Annotated in this window: 11 protein-coding genes and 1 pseudogene; 8 read left to right on the plus strand and 4 right to left on the minus strand. The window is 65.1% G+C overall.

Going from position 1 to position 19,629, the window contains the following annotated elements:
• Window positions 1-2 precede the first annotated feature (2 nt).
• Genes ACL58G_RS09370 through ACL58G_RS09380 form a run of 3 tightly spaced genes read right to left on the minus strand, consistent with a single transcriptional unit; the run spans window position 3 to window position 3,433 of the window.
• Window positions 3-329 (minus strand): VanZ family protein, encoded by a 327-nt coding sequence (locus ACL58G_RS09370; RefSeq protein ID WP_413343387.1) that lies wholly within the window; start codon window positions 327-329, stop codon window positions 3-5.
• Window positions 330-362: 33 nt separating this feature from the next.
• Window positions 363-1,631 (minus strand): tetratricopeptide repeat protein, encoded by a 1,269-nt coding sequence (locus ACL58G_RS09375; protein ID WP_440966475.1) that lies wholly within the window; start codon window positions 1,629-1,631, stop codon window positions 363-365.
• Window positions 1,628-3,433: a CHASE2 domain-containing protein gene (locus ACL58G_RS09380; RefSeq protein WP_440966477.1), complete on the minus strand. Its 1,806-nt coding sequence runs from the start codon at window positions 3,431-3,433 to the stop codon at window positions 1,628-1,630. Before ACL58G_RS09380 ends, ACL58G_RS09375 begins: the two co-directional genes overlap by 4 nt.
• A gap of 201 nt (window positions 3,434-3,634) precedes the next feature.
• Between ACL58G_RS09380 and ACL58G_RS09385 the strand changes: the two genes are divergently transcribed.
• The 6 genes from ACL58G_RS09385 to ACL58G_RS09410 all read left to right on the plus strand — a co-directional run bounded on the left by ACL58G_RS09385 (window position 3,635) and on the right by ACL58G_RS09410 (window position 13,782).
• Window positions 3,635-4,963, plus strand: coding sequence for a FecR family protein (locus ACL58G_RS09385; protein WP_440966479.1), 1,329 nt, complete (start codon window positions 3,635-3,637; stop codon window positions 4,961-4,963).
• Between the two features lie 220 nt (window positions 4,964-5,183).
• Complete coding sequence (locus tag ACL58G_RS09390) at window positions 5,184-7,994, plus strand: beta strand repeat-containing protein (protein ID WP_440966481.1); 2,811 nt, start codon at window positions 5,184-5,186, stop codon at window positions 7,992-7,994.
• A gap of 380 nt (window positions 7,995-8,374) precedes the next feature.
• Window positions 8,375-10,177 carry a type I secretion system permease/ATPase gene (locus ACL58G_RS09395; protein ID WP_440966483.1) on the plus strand — a complete coding sequence of 601 codons (1,803 nt, stop codon included), beginning with the start codon at window positions 8,375-8,377 and terminating at the stop codon, window positions 10,175-10,177.
• Complete coding sequence (locus ACL58G_RS09400; RefSeq protein ID WP_440966484.1) at window positions 10,177-11,559, plus strand: HlyD family type I secretion periplasmic adaptor subunit; 1,383 nt, start codon at window positions 10,177-10,179, stop codon at window positions 11,557-11,559. The genes ACL58G_RS09395 and ACL58G_RS09400 overlap by 1 nt, the downstream gene beginning before the upstream one ends.
• Before the next feature lie 2 nt (window positions 11,560-11,561).
• Window positions 11,562-12,899: a TolC family outer membrane protein gene (locus ACL58G_RS09405; protein WP_413382640.1), complete on the plus strand. Its 1,338-nt coding sequence runs from the start codon at window positions 11,562-11,564 to the stop codon at window positions 12,897-12,899.
• A 313-nt stretch (window positions 12,900-13,212) separates the two neighbouring features.
• Window positions 13,213-13,782 carry a DUF4214 domain-containing protein gene (locus ACL58G_RS09410; protein WP_440966486.1) on the plus strand — a complete coding sequence of 190 codons (570 nt, stop codon included), beginning with the start codon at window positions 13,213-13,215 and terminating at the stop codon, window positions 13,780-13,782.
• 88 nt (window positions 13,783-13,870) lie between these two features.
• Here the strand turns inward: ACL58G_RS09410 and ACL58G_RS09415 are convergent, their stop codons facing one another.
• The gene (locus tag ACL58G_RS09415) at window positions 13,871-14,743 is read right to left on the minus strand and encodes a sulfurtransferase (protein WP_440966487.1); all 873 of its coding nucleotides are present in this window, start codon (window positions 14,741-14,743) and stop codon (window positions 13,871-13,873) included.
• A 211-nt stretch (window positions 14,744-14,954) separates the two neighbouring features.
• Here ACL58G_RS09415 and ACL58G_RS09420 point away from each other — a divergent pair, with 211 nt between their 5' ends.
• Both ACL58G_RS09420 and dnaE read left to right on the plus strand, forming a co-directional pair.
• Complete coding sequence (locus ACL58G_RS09420) at window positions 14,955-15,833, plus strand: MipA/OmpV family protein (RefSeq protein WP_413382649.1); 879 nt, start codon at window positions 14,955-14,957, stop codon at window positions 15,831-15,833.
• A gap of 254 nt (window positions 15,834-16,087) precedes the next feature.
• A pseudogene (gene dnaE, locus ACL58G_RS09425) lies at window positions 16,088-19,583 on the plus strand (DNA polymerase III subunit alpha).
• Window positions 19,584-19,629 lie beyond the last annotated feature (46 nt).

The raw sequence follows: 19,629 nt of genomic DNA on the forward strand, positions 1-19,629 counted from the left end.
TCTCAGATCACTTGTAACAGTCCGAAAACCAGGGCGGCGGCCAGGATGCCTGCCGTGTTGGCGCCCATGTCGCGCCAGCAGAAACTGCGTCCGGGCACCATTTTTTGCAGCAATTCGATCGCCAGTCCCGCCACCAGCAACCCCAGCAGCCAGACCGCGCGCCGGGGCCATGCGGGTTCGATATGCAGCGCGAGCGCGCTCAGTCCGGCAAACGCGATGAAGTGCAGTAGTTTGTCATGTGGCAATAACGGCAGCCAGCGCGCCGGCAGCAGGCAGCCAAGGACAACCGCGGCTGCGGCAGCCAGGAAGACGATCAGTTCCCAGGACATATCGGTCGATTGCTTGTACACCGAATCCCGGCGTCAGAAATTATCCCATCGCAGACTTAGCTGCAGAGCCCGACTATTATATTGGAACAGCGAGATGTTCTCGCGATTGAACGTGCCGCGCCATTCCAGCACCAGGCTGGTGTGCGGCCGCAGCAGCCACTGGCCGGCGGCACGCACCGTCGTCGTGTCCTGCCGCCGGCGCTTGTCGATCAGGTTGGGGGAATAGATTTCGCTGCTTTGCCACATCTGGTGGCTCAGTCCCGCTTCCAGGCCCAGGCGGCTGGTCACCTCGCCGGACCATTGCAGGTTGCCGAACCAGCCCTTGCGGTCGCCGCCGGGACGGTCCGCCGCGCTGGCGTCGTGCAGCCGGGTCAGCGTGGCCTGGGTCAGGCCGAATTCGCTGCGATAGCCGAAGATGCCGCCGATTTCCACCGTGTTGCCGTCGTAGGCCGGGCGTGTCGGATACGCGACATGGCTGTAGTTCGCCATGGCCGCGAACTCGACCCCGGGTGCCAGCCGCGCCGCCGGCGGCGCCAGGCGCGCCTGGATCTGCTGCTGGCGCTGGTACAGGGTGCCGTCGAGCGTCACGTAGCCGGTCGCCGCAGTGCCGCGCAGCCGCCAGGCGAACGGTTTCCACGTGTGCTCGACGGCGGCCAGCACGGAGGCGGTGTCCTGCGCGCGGACGCTGTCGTGCCGGCGCGTGTACGCCTGGACGATGACGTCGCCGTCCGCCTCGCCGAGCGGTCGCAGCCAGGACGCGGCCAGCTGGCTGAAATCGTCGGCCCGGGGCAGGGAGGACGGGTCGAGCTGGTATTCCGTCCGGGTGCTGCCCGTCCCGATCGTGAAACGTGGATCGCTCGCGCCCTGGTTGACGTTGTCGTCGTGCCCGCGCGTGGCGGCCAGCAGCCAGACGCCGCCCCTGCGCACCGGCGCCTTGCCGCAGCCGGTGGCGCGGTAGCGCGCGATCACGTCCTCGATGCCCGCCGGCACGGCCATGCGCTGTTCGAGGCTGGAAAACAGGCGTTCCGCCTCCGCCGCGTTGCCCAGTTCGCACTGGCTGATGGCGAGGTCGAGCCACGCGCCGGCATGGCGCGGTTCGCGCTCGAGGACGCGCTGCAGCAGGGCGGCGGCTTCCTCGAGGCGGCCTTCGCCCAGGGCCAGCAGCGCCGCGGCGTACAGGTCGCCCGGCCGGGCCGGCTCGGCGGCGATGGCGAGCGGCGCTTGCTGGGCGCGGACCGTGCCGGCGGCAAGACATGACGACAGCGCCGCGGCCAGCGCGGCGCACATGGACAGGCGCCTCATGCGTTGCGCTCCAGCGTATAGATGCGGAGCGACCGCTCCTTGCCGCGCAGCTGGCGCTCGCCCAGCGGCAGCAGGCGGTGGCGGCGCGCCCGCGACGCCGTGCCTTCGCCGATGATCACGTCGTGCGGGTAGTCGCGTGCGGCCTGTTCCAGGCGCGCGGCCGTGTTCACGCTGTCGCCCACCGCCGTATAGATGCTGCGTGCGGCCGTGCCGTAGTCGCCGGCCATCGCGGTGCCGCTTTCGATGCCGATGCGCACGCGCAGCGCCGGCTTGCCGTTGGCGACGCGTAGCGCGGAGAAGCGCGCCACTTCGCGCAGGATGCTGGCGGCGGCGTCCAGGGCGAGATCGGCGTGGTCGTCGTCCGGCAGGGGTGCGCCCCAGAACGCGACGAGGCCGTCGCCCGTGTATTTGTCGAGCGTGCCGCGATGCTCCAGCACGGGACGCGTCAGGCAGTCGAGGAATTCGGTTGTCAGGCGCGACGCGTCTTCCAGCGACAGCGACTCGACCTGGCCCGTATAGCCTTCCATGTCCGCCACGAGGGTCGTCACCTCGAGCCGGCGCGGCGCGAGCGGGTCCTGCAGGTCGCTGCGCAGCAGTTCGTCGACGACGGCGCCGGCCACGTATTGGCGCAGCGTCCCCAGCAGCTGGCGCGAACGGCGCTGCGCCAGTTCCCATTGAAACGGCACCGCGACGGCGAGCAGGTACAGGCAGCAGAACAGCGGCGCCGCCGGCGCGAAGAGGGGATCGCGCGGCGCCAGCAGCCACACGACGCCGAGCCACACGAACGCGCTCGCGCCCAGCAGCAACGCGTTGGCGGCCGCGGCCATGCGGGGCAGCGTATAGCCCGTCAGCAACACGACCGCCAGCGTGAAGGCGAACGCGATGGCGCGGCCGGGCAGCGGCGCGGGTGCGCGACCCTGCTGGCGGTCCAGCAGCGACGTCAGCATCGACGCGTGGACCAGCAGGCCGGCGCTGGAGGCGCCCAGCGGCGTGGAAATGCGGTCGCCCAGGCTCAGCGAGGACGAGCCGATCAGCACCAGCCGGTCGCGCGCCATGCCGGGCGGCATCCGGCCCGCGAGCACGTCGCGCGCCTTGACGACGTCGTACGCCGACCAGGCGCGGGAATACGGGATGCGCTCCACCGGGCGCACCGGCGGCACGGCGGCTGTCGCGGCGCCGCAACATTCGAGTAAGGCGAGCGAGAGCGTAGGATAGACTTGGCCTTGGTACATGGTCCGCATCGGCAGGCGGCGCAGGGTGCCGTCCGCGTCGGGCAGCACGCCGATGTTGCCGGCGTGACGCGCCAGTGCGAATGTCGCGTGGTTGGCCAGGTAGCCGTGCGCGCTCGGGGTGCCGGCCGCCGCCCGGGCAGGCAGGCCGCCGATCAGCCGGCCGCTCGCGAGGGGCGCGGCGTCGTGCAGGTAGTCGAACATCTGGGCCAGCACGACGGGGCCGTGGCTCGCCAGCATGGCAAGGCGCATGTCGCCGGACGTATCGGCCGGTTTCTCGAGCAGGATGTCCAGTGCGACGCCGCGGGCGCCGTCCGCCAGCACCAGTTCGACCAGGTCGGCGATGCGCGCGCGGGGCCACGGCCACGGCAGCTGCGCGACGCTGCTTTCGTCGATGTCGATCACGAGCACGCGCCGTTCCGGTGCCGTTTTCGCCTGCAACTGGATGGTTTTGTCGCGCAACCATTCGTTGGCCGCGGCCGTGAAAGCGGGGCCGTCATGCCACTGCAGCCAGCCCCCGACGGCCAGGGCCACGAGCGCGATCAGGCCGCGCAGGACGCCTGTATCGCGCAAAGTGGTACGCAGGAAACCGGGAAATCTCATCAATAAAGAAGACGAAGGGCGCAGGACGCTGGCGAATGTCGAAGTATAACTGCTTGTTAGTCTGGAATTATATGTTGCTTGAACCAATCCTCAGTGCAACAATCGTTACTTGTGACGACGGTCACAGACTTTAGCATTTGCGTCAGGACAATGCTAGTTATGGAGGACTCTATGCTGAAAAAACTCGCCCTGGCCGCCGGCCTGATGTGGTCGCTTGTCGACATGGCGTACGCCGCCGAGGCCGGGCGTGTCGTATTTACTGCCGGACAGGCCCAGGTCGGCCGCCACGCCGCCGCCCTGGATACCGCGGTGGGCGAGGGCGACGAACTGTCGACCGGCGCCGACGGCTATATCTATATGAAGACCGTCGACAACGGTTTCCTGATCCTGCGTCCGAACAGTACGGCGCGCGTCGTCACGTATTCGATCGACAAGGCCGATCCGTCGAAGACGCAGGTCAAGCTCGAGCTCCTGCAGGGCGTGGCGCGGGCGATTTCCGGCCAGGGCGTCAAGCAGGCGCGGCAGAATTTCCGCTTCAACACGCCCGTCGCCGCGATCGGCGTGCGCGGGACCGATTTCACCGTGTACACCGACCAGCAGACCACCCGCGTGACCGTGCTGTCCGGCGGCGTCGTGATGAGCGGCTTCGGCGCCAACTGCACGGCCGCGGGCACGGGCCCCTGCGAGGGCCGCAGCGCACGCGAACTGTTTGCCGCCCAGGCGGGCCTGCTGCTGCAGGTGGAGCGCGGCACCAGCGTGCCGCAACTGCTGCAGAACCCGGCACTGGCGCCGGACCAGACGGAAAAGCCGCGCAGCGACGAACCCGCCGCCAAGCAGGCGCTGTCGGCGACGCCGGCGGCCCAGGTCAACCTCGATCCGCAGCGCTCGGAGCAGTCGTTGAACAGCGCGCGTCCCGTGACGCCCCCGCCCGCGTCGAACAACCCGCCGCCGGTCGTCACGCCGCCGCCCGTCGTGATCAATGACCCGACGCCGCCGAAACCGTTGCCGCCGTCGCCGCCGGAGATTTTCTGGGGCCGCTGGCAGACGCTCGCCGGCCTGCCGGCGCAACCGGGGCGTATCGGCGATCCGGATGTGGAAATTGCCACGTATTACGCGCCGTATGCCATTACCCGCGTAAAAAATACGGAGCTCGTACTTCCGAGGGACGGCACGGCCGCATTCAAATTGATGAGTGGTGAAGCGATCATGTCGAATAGCATCGGCGACCGCCCTGCCAATATCCAGTCGGGGCAGTTGAGTATGGACTTTTCCAAAAGAACGTTTTCCACGTCATTGGACGTGAGAGCGGGAAATGATCGTGCCGACGTCATCGGTAACGGCGTGATTACCGACAAGGGGATGCTGTATGAGGGAATCGGCTCGCCCACCATCATCCGCGGCTATCTGGGCGGTTCGAATGCCGAACAAGCGGGTTATATCTTCAAGAATTCCGCCACGCCCGGCATTACCGTCAGCGGCGCCACGCTGTGGGGGCGCTGAAAATACCGCCAATTGCGTGGAAATCCGTGAGTATCGGAAATAACGTGTAAATAAATTGTATTAATGAAGTAAAAATTCGTAGCTTTGTGATGGCTGTCACAACGTTACTTTGGTGGTCTGGCAATATACTTCGCAGTTCTGCAAATAGCGTTCCGTATCTCGGCACGCGAACCGGTAGCAGACTTCGGTTTAAACCACAATCTTTAAAGGATTTCACATCATGGCAGCACAAGACTACACCAGCGTAGTGCAGCAACTGTACGTTTCGTACTTCGGCCGTCCGGCCGACTACTATGGCCTGCAGAATTTCTCGGCAGCACTCGACAAAATGGGCGTACCGACGGATTTCATTAAGCTGCAAGCCGAATTGCAGGCTGACAAGGCAGGTACCACGGCCCTGTCGCAACTGGTGAATAGCTTTAACTCGTCGCCGGAATCCATCGACCTGTATGGCAACGACAACACCCAGATCGGCATCGGCAAATTCGTCAACGCGATCTACATGAACGTCTTGGGCCGTGCTGCTGACAAGACCGGTTTCGACTTCTGGGTCAATGCCATCACCACCGGCGAACTGACCAAGGGCAACGCTGCTGCCGCCATCACCCAGGCAGCACTGACCGACCCGTCGGCTCAGGGCAAGCTGGACAAGCAGACCGTGGAGCACAAGCTGGCAGTCGCCACCGCCTTCACGACCGCATTGGATACTCCGGCGGAGATCACCGCTTTCTCGGGCGACGCCGCTGCGACGGCTGCTCGTGGTCTGCTGGCTAACGTGAATAACACCACCGACCTGGCTACATATCAAGCAACGATCGCCGACGCCGTCGACAACATCGTCGCCCTGGCAACCCCGGGTCAAACGTTCGCGCTGACGTCGGGCATCGACAATCTGATGGGCACGGCTGGCAACGACGTCTTCAACATCGTGGTCACCGCGGACGCAAACCCGATCGGTTCGCTGGACGTGATCGAAGGCGGCCTGGGCCGTGACGTCCTGAACGTCGCCGATACCAGCGCTGGCCCCCTGTCGCTGACCGGCCTGACCGTCAAGAACGTCGAGAGCCTGGTCGCTTCGAGCGCCACCGCACTGAACCTGGACATCTCGGGCACCGGTGTGACCAACGCAACCTTGAGCTCGGCTGCTACCGCAGGTACCGATACGGTCACCGCTGCTGACACCACCAACGTTACCCTGACGGCTGCCACCGGCGCCGCCACCCAGGTGAACGGCGGCAAGGCTGTTGTCGTGAACGGCTCCGGCGCCAACGGCGTGACCGGCTCCGGTCTGACCAGCGTCACCGTCAACGGCGGTACGGCTACGGTCTCGAACAACACTGCCTCGACCCTGACGACCGTCACCCTGAAAGGCGTGTCGGGCGCGAACTCGTTGACGGGTAAGGGCCTGACCACGGTCAACCTGAACAACATCACCGCAGCGTCGACCGTGGCTGTTTCGAACTCCACCGCCGACCACGCCCTGACCGTCAACGCTGACGGCGTCGGCTACAACAGCTCGGGCTCGGCCGTCGCTGTCTCCGTGACCGACTCCGCCGCGAAGACCGTCGCCATCAATGCTGTTTCGAAGACCGCCCTGGCCGTGAACGCGGCTGCTGCGACCTCGGCAACCGTCGGCGGCGCCGGCGCTGCAGCACTGAACCTGACCGGCTCGACCGCCCTGACCTCGCTGGACGCATCGGGCAACACCGGCGGCGTGACGCTGACTGGCGTGGCTGCTAGCGTTGTGACGATCAAAGGCAGTGCAGGCGCCGACTCGTTCACCACGGCTCAGACCGCTAAAGTTGCATTCGACCTGGGCGCTGGTAACGACGTCGTGACCTTGGGCTCGGCAATCGCTGCTGGCTCGACCATCAACCTGGGCGCAGGCAATGACAAGCTGGTCGTCGGCACCGGTGGTTCGATCGCTGCCAACACCTCGTCGGCATCGACCGTGATCGATGGCGGCGACGGCGTCGACACCCTGGCTGCTGGCCTGATCAACGCCGGTAACGCTGCCCAGTTCAAGAACTTCGAGACCCTGGGTCTGGATGCGTCGACCCTGGACGTCGCACTGGCAACCAGCAACACCTTCACCGGCCTGGAACTGCTGGCTGGCGGTGGTACTTACACCAACATCTCGGCCGCCCAAGCGCTGGCAGTGAATACCAACACGTCCGGCCTCACGACGCTGACCTTCAAGGACGTTGGCGGTGCAGCCGATGCCTACACGATCACGTTCGGCGCGACCACGTCGGGCACGAGCGGCTCGCCGACCGCCATCAACGCCGGCACCGTGTCGATCGCTGGTGTCGAGACCATCAACGTCGTGTCGAAGGCCGCTGCTGGCGTCGCTGCCAACGCGATCACGCTGGCTGATGCTAATGCCCAGACCGTGACCGTCACCGGCGACCAGGCTCTGAATCTGAGCTTCGCTGCCAATTTCGGCAGCACCTCGGGCAAAGGCGTGACCTCGATCGACGCTTCGGCTGCAACCGCCGCTGTGACCATCGACACGACCAACGTCACCGCAGCTTCGGGTGGCCTGACCGTCAAGGGCGGCACTGCTGGTGACTCGATCTCCCTGCACGGTGCTGCAACGGTCGACGCTGGCGCCGGCGACGACACCATCGTCGTGGCTGGTTCCTTCGCATCGACCCTGACGGGCGGTGCAGGCAAGGACACGTTCAACGTCGGTGCAGCAACCTCGACCGCTTCGGGTTCGGGCGTTGTTCTGACCTCCATCACCGACCTGGCTGCCGGTGACAAGCTGGCGTTCGCACACGCCGCCGACACCTTCGCGACGACGGCTGTGAACGTGTCGACCGCGACGACCCTGCAAAGCGCGCTGGACCTGGCGGCTGCCGGCACTGGCGGCTCGGTGAACTGGTTCACGTACGGTGGCAACACCTACGTCGTGGAAGACAACGGTGCTGGCGCTACGTTCGGTAACGGTGACATCGTCATCAAGCTGAACGGCACCGTCGACCTGTCGCACTCGGCCATCTCGGGCGGTATCGTCACCATCGCCTAATTCCCCTAACGGGAACGCCTCGCTTCGGTGAGGCGCAGAACCCCCGGCTTCATGGAGTCGGGGGTTTTTTCAAGAGAAGCGATGGTTCGTGCGCACCGGTCGGTTCGACATTCTGTAGCGCCGTCGAATGCGGAGAATATCTGCTGAGTTTCGGCCAGATGGATAACGGAAGCGCCGCTGTGGGAATCTATCCTTCCTATAGAAGGTCATGCTCAAGGGCATGGCCTTTTTTTTAGTCCGTTTTTTCCTACAAAAGTTTAATAAAACTTGTTATTAAATTGTGATGGGCATCACATTTTCTCGATCTTTTAGGCGATAATGTCGCGTCTGCTTGATATTGGATATTTCCATCCATCAAGTACCTCAACGACGGCCTGAAGATGAACAATAAACAATCCCAACCCAAGAACGAGATCGAGCTCGCGCTACGCAGCTTCAAGAGCACCTTCGTGACCGTGGGCACGTTCAGTGCCATCACGAACCTGTTGGCCCTCGTGCCTTCGCTGTACATGCTGCAGGTCTACGACCGCGTGCTGGCGAGCCGCAACGGGATCACGCTGCTCATGCTCACCTTGATCATGCTCGGCGGCTTCCTGCTGCTCTCGGCGCTGGAAATGATGCGCAGCTTCGTGCTCGTGCGCGTGGGCGCCAAGTTCGACATGATGCTGAACAAGCGCGTCTACACGGCGGCCTTCGAGCAGAATCTCAAGAAGGCGGGCGGCAACGCCGGGCAGGCGCTCAACGACCTGACGAACCTGCGCCAGTTCCTGACCGGTAACGCGCTGTTCGCGTTCTTCGATGCGCCGTGGTTCCCGATCTACCTGATCGTCATCTTCTTCTTCGAGCCCTGGCTCGGCCTGTTCGCGCTGTGCGGTACCGCCGTGCTGATCGTGCTGGCCGTCGTCAACGAAAAACTGTCGCGCGCGCCGCTCAGCGAAGCCAACACCATGGCGATCATGGCCGGCACGCTGGCGACCAACAACCTGCGCAACGCCGAAGTCATCGAATCGATGGGCATGCTGCCCAACCTGATGAGCCGCTGGTTCAAGCTGCACAGCCGCTTCCTGAACCTGCAGGCGGACGCCAGCCAGAAGGCCGGCGTCGTCGGCGCCATCACCAAGTTCGTCCAGTCCTCGCTGACGTCCGGTGTGCTCGGTTTCGGCGCGCTGCTGGCGATCGACGGCCGCATCACCCCGGGCATGATGATCGCCGCGTCCATCCTCGTCGGCCGCGCGCTGGCGCCGGTGCAGCAGGTGATCGCGGTGTGGAAATCGTGGGCCAGCACCCGCAGCGCCTACGGCCGCCTGGCCGAGCTGCTGAACGGTAATCCGGAGCGCAGCGCCGGCATGGAATTGCCCAAGCCGCAAGGCATCCTGACGGTCGAAGGCGTCACCGCGGCGCCGCCGGGCGCGGCGCAGGCCGTCGTGCGCGGCCTGTCGTTCGCCATCGCGCCGGGCGACGCGCTCGGCGTGGTCGGCCCGTCCGGCTCCGGCAAGTCAACGCTGGCGCGGCTGCTGGTGGGCGTCTGGCCGGCCGCGGGCGGCAAGGTGCGCCTCGACGGCGCCGACATCTACAGCTGGAACAAGGGCGAACTCGGTCCGAACATCGGCTATCTGCCGCAAGACATCGAACTGTTCGGCGGGACCGTCAGCGACAACATCGCCCGCTTCGGCGAAGTCGATCCGGAAAAAGTGGTCGAGGCGGCCAAGCGTGCGGGCGTGCACGACATGATCCTGCACCTGCCGAAAGGCTACGACACGCCGCTGGGCGACGCCGGCGCCGGCCTGTCCGGCGGCCAGAAGCAGCGCCTGGGCCTGGCCCGCGCCATGTACGGCGATCCGGCGCTGATCGTCCTCGACGAACCGAATTCGAATCTCGACGAGATCGGCGAACAGGCGCTCGTGCAGGCCGTGCTCGACCTGCGCCGGCGCGGCAAGACGATCGTCCTGATCACGCACCGCACCAGCATCATCGGCGCCACCAGCAAGCTGCTCGTGATGCGCGACGGCGTCGGCCAGATGTTCGGCCCGACCGACCAGGTGCTGGCCGCCCTCCAGGAAGCGAACCAGAAGGCGGCGCAACAGCAGGCCGCCGCCCAGCAGCAGGCCGCCCAGCAGGCCGCGCAGGCGCGTGCCCAGGCCATGCAGCAGGCGCCCGCAACGACGGAACAAGGAAGCAAATAATGAAGCTCGTGAAACACAACGATGCGCACAAGGAAGCGGGCAAGCCCGCGGCCACCGAAGTGATCACCCATGACGTCGAGCCGTTGACCGTCAACACCGACGCGCGCGCCTATGCGCGCCTGGGCTGGCTCATCGTCCTGCTCGGCGTCGTCGGCTTCCTGCTCTGGGCCGCGTTCGCGCCGCTCGACAAGGGCGTGCCGATGTCCGGCACGGTCGCCAAGGAATCGAACCGCAAGGCGGTGCAGCACCAGACCGGCGGCACCATCCAGGAAATCCTCGTCAAGGATGGCGACGTCGTGAAGGCGGGACAGGTGCTCGTCCGCATGAACGGCGTCACCGCCAAGGCCGGCTACGACATCACCGAGGCCCAGTACCTCAACGCGCGCGCCACCGAGGCGCGCCTGCTGGCCGAGCAGGCCGGCGCGAAGACCATCCGCTTCCCGGACGAGCTGACGAAGCGCGCCAGCGATCCGCGCGTGGCCGAGATGATGACCCTGCAAACCCAGCTGCTGGCGTCGCGCCAGGCGTCGCTGCAGAGCGAGCTGGGCGGCGTGGACGAGAACATCGCCGGCCTCAAGTTGCAGATCCAGGGCCTGCAGGAAGGCCGCGAGAGCAAGAAGGCCCAGATGGGCTTCCTCAAGGAACAGCTCGCGGGCATGCGCGACCTGGCGAAGGATGGCTACGTCGCCCGCAACCGCCTGCTGGACCTGGAGCGCACTTATGCCCAGCTGCAGGGCGAGATCTCGGAAGACATCGGCAACATCGGCCGCGCCCAGCGCCAGGTGATGGAACTGACCCTGCGCAAGGCGCAGCGCGTGCAGGACTACCAGAAGGAAGTGCGCACCCAGTTGAGCGAGACGCAGAAAGAGGCCGAAGCCCAGGGCGCGCGCATGAGCGCCCAGCAATTCGAACTGTCGAACGTCGACGTCAAGGCGCCGGTCGACGGCACCGTCGTCAACCTGGCCGTGTTCACCAACGGCGGCGTCGTGCCGCCGGGCTTCAAGATGATGGACATCGTGCCGGCCGACGACCCGCTGATCGTCGAGGGCCAGCTGGCCGTCAACCTGGTCGACAAGGTGCACAAGGGCCTGCCGACCGAGCTGATCTTCTCGGCCTTCAATGCCAACCGCACGCCGCGCATCCCGGGCGAGGTCGAGACGGTGTCCGCCGACCGCAGCGTCGACGAGCACACGGGCGTCCCGTACTACAAGGTACGCGTGAAGGTGACGCCGGAAGGCGCGAAGATGATCGCCGCCCACCACATGGCCATCCGCCCCGGCATGCCGGCGGAACTGTTCGTCAAGACGGGCGAGCGCACGATGATGAGCTACCTGCTCAAGCCGGTCTTCGACCGTGCCCATTCGTCGATGAGCGAGGAATGACGATGGCGCGAGCGATCAGGACGGCCGTGGCCGCGGCCGCACTGCTGGCGCTGGCCGCCGGCAACGCGGGCGCGATCAGCCTGCAGCAGGCCTACGAGGCGGCACTGAAGAACGATCCGCAGTACCGCATGCATTACTTCGAGAAGGAATCGGCGAAGGAAAACGAGATTCTCGGGCGGTCGAACCTGCTGCCGCAGGTGTCGGCCAGCTATTCGGCGAACCGCAACGTGGCGGACCTCGACCAGTATTCGTCGCAGTACAACATGTGGTTCCCGAGTCATCCGCGCTACATCAGCCGGTCGTCCGCCATCCAGGTGCGCCAGCCGATCCTGAACCTGGACGGTGTCGTGCGCTACCGCCAGGGCAAGGTCCAGGCGAAGCAGGGCGCCCAGCAGTTCGAGGCGGATACGAACGACGTGATCCTGCGCGTCGTCGGCGCCTATGCCGATGCCCTGTTCGCCGAAGACCAGGTGGAGCTCGCGCGCGTGCAGCGCGACATGTACCAGGAGCAGATGAAGGTCAACGCGCGCCTGTTCGAAAAAGGCGAGGGCACCAAGACCGACATGCTCGAGACCAAGGCGCGGTTCGACCTCGCCGAAGCCCAGCTGGTGGAAACGCAGGATAACGCCCAGGCCATGCGCGACACGCTGGCCGGCGTGATCGGCATGGAGCCCGGCACGCTCGACAAGCTCGGGACGAATTTCCACTTCCAGCCGCTGAAGCCCGCGTCGATGGACGAGTGGCGCAGCATCGCGCTCGCGCACAATCCGCAACTGCTGTCCGCACGCCTCGGCGTCGAGAACGCGCGCCTGGAGATCCAGCGCAACAAGGCGGGCCACGCGCCGCGCGTGGATTTCATTGCGGCGTACAGCAAGGACGACTCGGCGTCGCTGCAGACTTACCAGCAGAACTCCGTGAACCGCACGATCGGCGTGCAGGTGAACATCCCGATCTACCAGGGCGGCGCCATCAGCGCGCAGACGCGCCAGGCCGCCGACAACTGGAACCGCGCCCAATCCGACCTGGACAACCGCACGAACCAGGTGCTGGTCGAACTGCGCAAGGCGTACGACCTCGTGCAGAACAGCGTGGCCAAGGTCACGGCGCTGGAAAAGGCCGTCGCGTCCGGCAAGGAGCTGATGGTCGCCACCGAGCAGAGCATCAAGGGCGGCGTGCGCATCAATCTCGACCTGCTGAATGCCCAGCAACAGTTGTACTCGAGCCAGCGCGATCTCGCGCAGGCGCGCTATTCCTACCTGCTCGGCCTGCTGCGCCTGCGCGCGGCGGCCGGCACGCTCGGCGACAGCGACGTGCGCGAAGTGGCGGCGTATTTCCGCTGACACGCTCGGCGCCAGGCATGCACGAGGCCCGCTGCGTTCCGCGCAGCGGGCCTTTTATTTCCAGAGTAGGGTGGGCGGCCTCCGCCCACGCGAACGCTTGCCATTCGCCGGCGCGCGTGGGCACGGGGTGCCCACCCTACCTGCTATCCAAGAAGTAACAATTGCGTTTTGGAATGTGAGCAGTTACTTCTCTTAAGAAATAGTATCCATGAGGAACTCAGTCCGTTGCGCCTGAGTTTGGTGCGCCTCCTGTCCGTCAATTCATGTAGCATGAATTCACAACCGTTAGATGGAGGCAGCGATGGCTGACAATGTGAGTGAGATTCAGAAGCTGTACGTGGAGTATTTCGGACGACCCGCGGATCCGGAAGGTTTGAACTTCTGGGTCAGCGCCATGAACCAGAACCCGAACGTGATCACGCAGATCCAGCACGACTTCGCGACGTCGGCTGAATACCAGGCGAATTACGGCGGCAAGAGCAACCACGACGTGGTGGAAGCGGTGTACCACAACATGTTCGGCCGCGAAGGCGATGCGGAAGGCGTGAAATTCTGGACCGACGCCCTCGACAACCACATCCTCAGCATCGAGCACGTGGTCAGCGAGATGGTCAAGGCGGCGCAGACTGCGCACAATGCCGACAGTGTCGTGTTCAACGGCCGCCTCGCCGTCGCCGTCGAGTACACGAACCACCTCGATACTGCGGCCGAGATCTCGGCCTACATGGGGCCGAAGGCGTTCGACATCTCGTCGGGCCTGATCGACTCGATCGTCGACCTCGCCAGCGCCGCCATGGCGCGCGACCCGGGCGTCATCGATGCCAATATCGCCCAGATCGTGGGCAGCGCACAGGGCGTCGAAGCCCCGCACTTCGTGGCTTGAACCGGGTGTGGATGGCACGCACTCTGCGCAAGACGCGCTCGTGACCTGAATCGTGCCGGCTCCCGCTGCAGTATCGAGCGGGAGTTTTTTATTGCGCGGCCGCGGCGTCCCCGGCGGCGGATTCGACCGTTGCCTTGCCACCCGCGCAATGCGGGCACGATTTGCCGACCACATACTCCGGCGCCAGCTGCTGACGCGGCGTCACGACGGCGCGGCACGCGAAGCATTGCACGGTTTCCGTCGGTTCCAGCTTCGGATTGAGGGCGGTACGGTAGTCGAACACGAAGCAGTCGCCCGTGTAATGGTCGCCGCCCACTTCCTCGAAATACTTCAGGATGCCGCCGTCGAGTTGATAAACGCGGTCGTAGCCGATGTTCTGCATGTGGATCGCGGCTTTTTCGCAACGGATGCCGCCCGTGCAGAACGTCACGACGGTCTTGCCCTTGAGCTCGTCCTTGTGTTTCTCGACGACTTCCGGGAATTCGCTGAACTTGTCGATGCGGTAGTCGAGCGTGTTGTCGAACGTGCCGACGTCGACTTCGAACGCGTTGCGGGTTTCCATCATGACGACCGGGACGCCGTCGTCGTCATGGCCCTGGTCGAGCCAGCGCTTGAGCGTCTTCGGCGCCACGGAGGGCGCGCGGCCCAGTTCCGGCTTGATCAGCGGCATGCGCATCGTGATGATTTCCTTCTTGATGCGAACCAGCATGCGGCGGTGCGACTGTTCGGTCGACACGCTTTCCTTCCACTCCAGGTCGGCCAGGCGGGCATCGCTGCGCACCCAGGCGAGGTACTGGTCGATCTCCGCGCGCGGGCCGGACACGAACATGTTGATGCCTTCCGGCGTCAGCAGGACCGTGCCCTTCAGGCCCAGCTCGTTGCACTTCGCCTGGTATTGCGGGCGCAATGCTTCGAGGTTGTCGAGGGTGACGAACTTGTAGGCGGCGATATTGACGTGCATGATCGTTAAAGCGGAGGAGCGTGGAATGAAGCCCTCTATTATAAGCCAGCCGCAGTGCCATGCGTGGCGGCAGCACCACAGACAGCATGCTGCCCCGCTTGGCTCGACAGTTAACCTTCATAAAAGTTCGCTGGCGCATATGAGCCGCCGCAAACAGCCGTATTGACGTCTCCCCTTAGGATGGTTTGCATCTTTCAACGAGGGGTGAATCATGACGAAGCCAACGTTGTTCAAGGCCGGTCTCGCAGTCACCGGCGCCCTCCTGTTCGCGGCGCACGCGGGCGCGCAGGAAGTGATCCCGGTCGAGTTCCCGCAGGAAGTGAATATGGTGGGAGCGGGTGCGTTCGGGTTGCCGGACTTCCCCGGCTCCGAGGACTACCATCCCGAAGGCGCGGGTTTCCTGCACGCGAACTTCGGCAATGGCATGTGGTTGCGCGTGATCGGGCCCGAGGTCAGACTGAACGTGCTGCCGTCCGATATGAACCTGCCGGAGACGTTTGCCCAGCTGAAGAGCCTGCGGGCCGGCTTCCTCTACCGGGCACGGCCGACGCGCGACACGGACGTCGACGATGCCGTCGTGCGCCAGATGCGCCGGATCCCGGCCGCGTCCGAGCTCGGCATCTTTGCCAGCTACGACATGCCGATGGCCGGCGACCCGCTGCACAAGATCGTGTTCAGCGGCGACGTCGCGTGGAACACGAACAACCTGTACACGGGCGCCACGGGCAGCATCAAGGCGACGTATTTTTATCCGTTTCCACAAGGCATCGCCGGGCGGCCGGTGCTTGGCTCGGCCGGTTTCAGCCTGTTTTTCGCGAGCGACCATTTCGCGGACCGGTATTTCGGCATCAACGGTGCGGATCTCGCCGCGTTCCCGGAGCGGGGCGGCACGCCGTACCGGGCCGAGGGCGGGCTGATGTCGATCCGGGTCCCGTTCCAGCTGTCGTCGCAGTTCGACCGGCACTGGGGCGTGACCCTGGCCGGGCGCTATGAGCGGCTGCTGGGGGATGCGAAGGACAGCCCGATCGTGGACCGGCGCGGGAGTTCGAACCAGTGGGTGTTCGGCGGGGCCATCAATTATGCGTTTTAGCGGCCTTCCGCGCGGGCACGGAGGGCCACTCCGCTACTTCCGCGTGGGCACGGGGTGCCCACCCTACTACTTTCGCGTGGGCACGGGGGGGGGCCCCACCCTGCTACGGGTCCGTAGGGTGGGCGGCCCTCCGCCCACGCGCACGCCCGCGGCATGTCGACGTCACGCCGAGATCAAGCGCGGAACGCTTGTCAAGACCGTCACCGTGCCTGGATGCAACCCTCCGATTCGGCCGTCCGAGGTAAAATGACAGGATGACTTCCCCGATCTTCACCCACCTCCGCGTCCATACCGAATACTCGATCGTCGACGGCCTCGTCCGTATTGACGACCTCGTGGCTGCCGCCGTCAAGGACCAGCAGCCGGCGGTGGGTGTCACCGACCTGGCCAACGCCTTCTGCCTCGTGCGCTTCTATAAAGCGGCGCGCGGCAAGGGCGTCAAGCCGATCGTCGGGGTCGATGCGTGGATCACGAACGACGAGAACCGCGACAAGCCGTTCCGCCTGCTCATCCTGTGCAAGAACAAGACGGGCTATCTGCAGCTATGCGAACTGCTGTCCAAGGCGTGGCTCACGAACCAGTACAAGGGGCGGGCCGAGATGCGCGTCGAGTGGCTGGAAGCGCTCGCGACGTCGGTCTCCACGCTGGAGCCGGACGTGCCGCAATCGAATGGCCTGATCGTCCTGTCGGGCGCGCAGTTCGGCGACATCGGCCAGGCCATCGACAACGGCGACCTGGACAAGGCCGAGGCGTGCGCGCGCCGCTGGGCGCAGATCTTCCCGGGGCACTTCTACGTCGAGATCCAGCGCGCCGGCCAGCCGAACCAGGAACAGCAGGTGCGCCATTCGGTGGCGCTGGCGAACCGGCTCGGGCTGCCCGTCGTCGCGACGCACCCGGTGCAATTCATCAGCAAGGACGAGTTCATCGCCCACGAAGCGCGCGTTCTGTATCGCCGAGGGCGAGATGCTGGCCAACGCCAAGCGCGTGCGCCGCTTCAATGAAGGCATGTGCTTCAAGTCGCAGGCCGAGATGGCGGAACTGTTCAAGGATCTGCCGGGTGCCTTGGCCAACTCCGTGGAGATCGCCAAGCGCTGCAACGTCACGCTGACGCTCGGCAAGCCGCAGTTGCCGAACTTCCCGACGCCGGGCATGACGATCGACGAATTCCTCGTCGCGGAAACGAAGAAGGGCCTGGAAGAGCGCCTCGTCGAGCTGTACCCGGATCCGGTGCAGCGCGAGAAGGAGCGCCCGCGCTACGAAGCGCGCCTGGAGTTCGAGAACAACACCATCATCAAGATGAAGTTCCCGGGCTACTTCCTCATCGTGGCGGAGTTCATCCAGTGGGGCAAGAACAACGGCGTGCCGATCGGTCCCGGCCGCGGCTCCGGTGCGGGTTCGCTCGTCGCGTACGCGCTCAAGATCACCGACCTCGATCCGCTGAAATACAACCTGCTGTTCGAACGTTTCCTGAACCCGGAACGCGTCTCGATGCCCGACTTCGACATCGACTTCTGCCAGGAAAAGCGAGAGCTGGTGATCCAGCACGTGAAGGACCTGTACGGCCGCGACGCCGTGTCGCAGATCGCCACGTTCGGTACGATGGCGGCGAAGGGCGCGATCCGCGACGTGGGCCGCGTGCTCGACTTCGGCTATAACTTCTGCGACGGCATCTCGAAGCTGATCCCGTTCAAGCCGGGCAAGCAGGTGTCCATCGCCGAGGCGATCGAAGAAGAACCGATGCTGAAGGAGCGCCTCGAAAACGAAGAAGAAGTGAAGCAGCTGCTCGATCTCGCGCAGCAGGTCGAAGGCATCACCCGCAACATCGGCATGCACGCGGGCGGCGTGCTGATCGCCCCCGGCAAGCTGACGGACTTCTGCCCGCTGTACACGCAGGGCGGCGATGCCGGCGTCGTGTCGCAGTACGACAAGGACGACGTGGAGGCGGCCGGCCTGGTGAAGTTCGACTTCCTGGGCCTGACCACCTTGACCATCCTCGACCGCGCCGTCAACTACATCCGCTCGCTCGATCCTGCCGACAAGGATTTCGAGCTGTCCAAGCTGCCGCTGACGGACCGGCCGACCTATAAACTGCTGACCGACGCGAAGACCGTCGCCGTGTTCCAGCTTGAAAGCCGCGGCATGCAGGGCATGCTGAAGGATGCGCGTCCCGACCGCTTCGAGGACATCATCGCGCTCGTGGCGCTGTACCGTCCGGGCCCGATGGATCTGATCCCGGACTTCTGCAAACGGAAACACGGCGAAAAGTTCGATTACCCGGACCCGCGCACGGAGTCGATCCTGTCCGAGACCTACGGCATCATGGTCTACCAGGAGCAGGTGATGCAGATGGCGCAGATCGTCGGCGGCTACTCGCTGGGCGGCGCGGACATGCTGCGCCGCGCGATGGGCAAGAAGAAGGCCGAGGAAATGGCCGAGCACCGCGCGATCTTCCGCGCCGGCGCCGCGAAGGACGGCCTGACGACGGAAAAGGCCGACGAGATCTTCGACCTGATGGAGAAGTTCGCGGGCTACGGCTTCAACAAGTCGCACGCGGCCGCGTACGCGCTGCTGTCGTATCACACGGCGTACCTGAAGGTCCACCACACCGCCGCGTTCATGGCAGCCAACATGTCGCTGGCCATGGAAGACACGGACAAGATCAAGATCCTCGTCGAGGACTCGATCGACATGTGCGGCCTGACGATCCTGCCGCCGGACGTCAACGAATCGCAGTTCCGCTTCACGCCGGAAGGCCCGCCGCCGTCCGTCACGGGCAAGCCGGTGAAAAACATCCGCTATGGCCTGGGCGGCGTGAAGGGCGCGGGGCAGGGCGCGATCGAGGCGATCATCGCCGCGCGTGAAGCGGGCGGCAGGTTCAAGGACCTGTTCGACTTCTGCAAGCGCGTCGACCGCAAGCAGATCAACCGCCGCACGATCGAGTCGCTGATCCGCGCGGGCGCGATGGACTGCTTCGGCATCGACCGCGCGGTGCTGCTGGCATCGGTCGCCTTCGCGATGGAAGCGGCGGGACAGGCCGCCGCCGCCGCCAACCAGGTCAGCCTGTTCGGCGGCGACGATTCCGACCTCGTCGCGCCGCCCGACTACGTGAAGGCGACGCCGTGGACGGACCGCCAGAAGCTGGCCGAGGAAAAGACCGCGCTGGGCTATTACCTGTCCGGTCACATGTTCGATTCGTACGCGCAGGAAGTGCGCCGGTTCGCCAAGACCAAGCTGAAGGACCTGGAACCGTCGCGCGACCCGCGCATGCTGTGCGGCGTGATCACGGGCGTGCGCACGCAGCTCACGCAGCGCGGCAAGATCCTCATCGTGTCGCTGGACGATAAGTCCGGCGTCGTCGAGGTCACCATCTACAACGAGCTGTTCGAACAGCACAAGAACATCTTCCGCGAGGACGAGTTCCTGCTCGTCGTGGGTAAAGTGTCGGAAGACCGCTTCAACGGCGGCCTGCGCATCACGGCGGAAAAGGTGTTCGACATCGCGACGGCGCGCATCCAGTACGGCCACAAGGTGGAGATGGACGTGGCCTGCACGATCGCGCCGGCGAAGCTGGCCGAGATCCTGCAGCCTTACCGTCACGAGAACGGGCTGCCGGTCAGCCTGCGCGTGACGCCGCAGGGCATCCCGTGCACCTTGCAGCTGGGCGACGCCTGGCGCGTGGCGCCGTCGGACGAACTGAAATACGCGCTCGAGCTGCACCTTGGCGCGAAGGAAGTGGCGGTCGAGTACTGAGGCCGTCATGCGTCGAACGGCGGGCGCCCGTGCCCGCCATCGACCT

It is taken from the genome of Massilia sp. GER05, from assembly GCF_052056005.1.
Classification (GTDB): domain Bacteria; phylum Pseudomonadota; class Gammaproteobacteria; order Burkholderiales; family Burkholderiaceae_D; genus Telluria; species Telluria orientalis.

Coding starts and splice junctions, on each gene's coding strand:
- ACL58G_RS09370 (WP_413343387.1), bottom strand. CDS start 329: ATGTCCTGGGAACTGATCGTCTTCCTGGCTGCCGCAGCCGCGGTTGTC.
- ACL58G_RS09375 (WP_440966475.1), bottom strand. CDS start 1,631: ATGAGGCGCCTGTCCATGTGCGCCGCGCTGGCCGCGGCGCTGTCGTCA.
- ACL58G_RS09385 (WP_440966479.1), top strand. CDS start 3,635: ATGCTGAAAAAACTCGCCCTGGCCGCCGGCCTGATGTGGTCGCTTGTC.
- ACL58G_RS09390 (WP_440966481.1), top strand. CDS start 5,184: ATGGCAGCACAAGACTACACCAGCGTAGTGCAGCAACTGTACGTTTCG.
- ACL58G_RS09395 (WP_440966483.1), top strand. CDS start 8,375: ATGAACAATAAACAATCCCAACCCAAGAACGAGATCGAGCTCGCGCTA.
- ACL58G_RS09400 (WP_440966484.1), top strand. CDS start 10,177: ATGAAGCTCGTGAAACACAACGATGCGCACAAGGAAGCGGGCAAGCCC.
- ACL58G_RS09405 (WP_413382640.1), top strand. CDS start 11,562: ATGGCGCGAGCGATCAGGACGGCCGTGGCCGCGGCCGCACTGCTGGCG.
- ACL58G_RS09415 (WP_440966487.1), bottom strand. CDS start 14,743: ATGCACGTCAATATCGCCGCCTACAAGTTCGTCACCCTCGACAACCTC.
- ACL58G_RS09420 (WP_413382649.1), top strand. CDS start 14,955: ATGACGAAGCCAACGTTGTTCAAGGCCGGTCTCGCAGTCACCGGCGCC.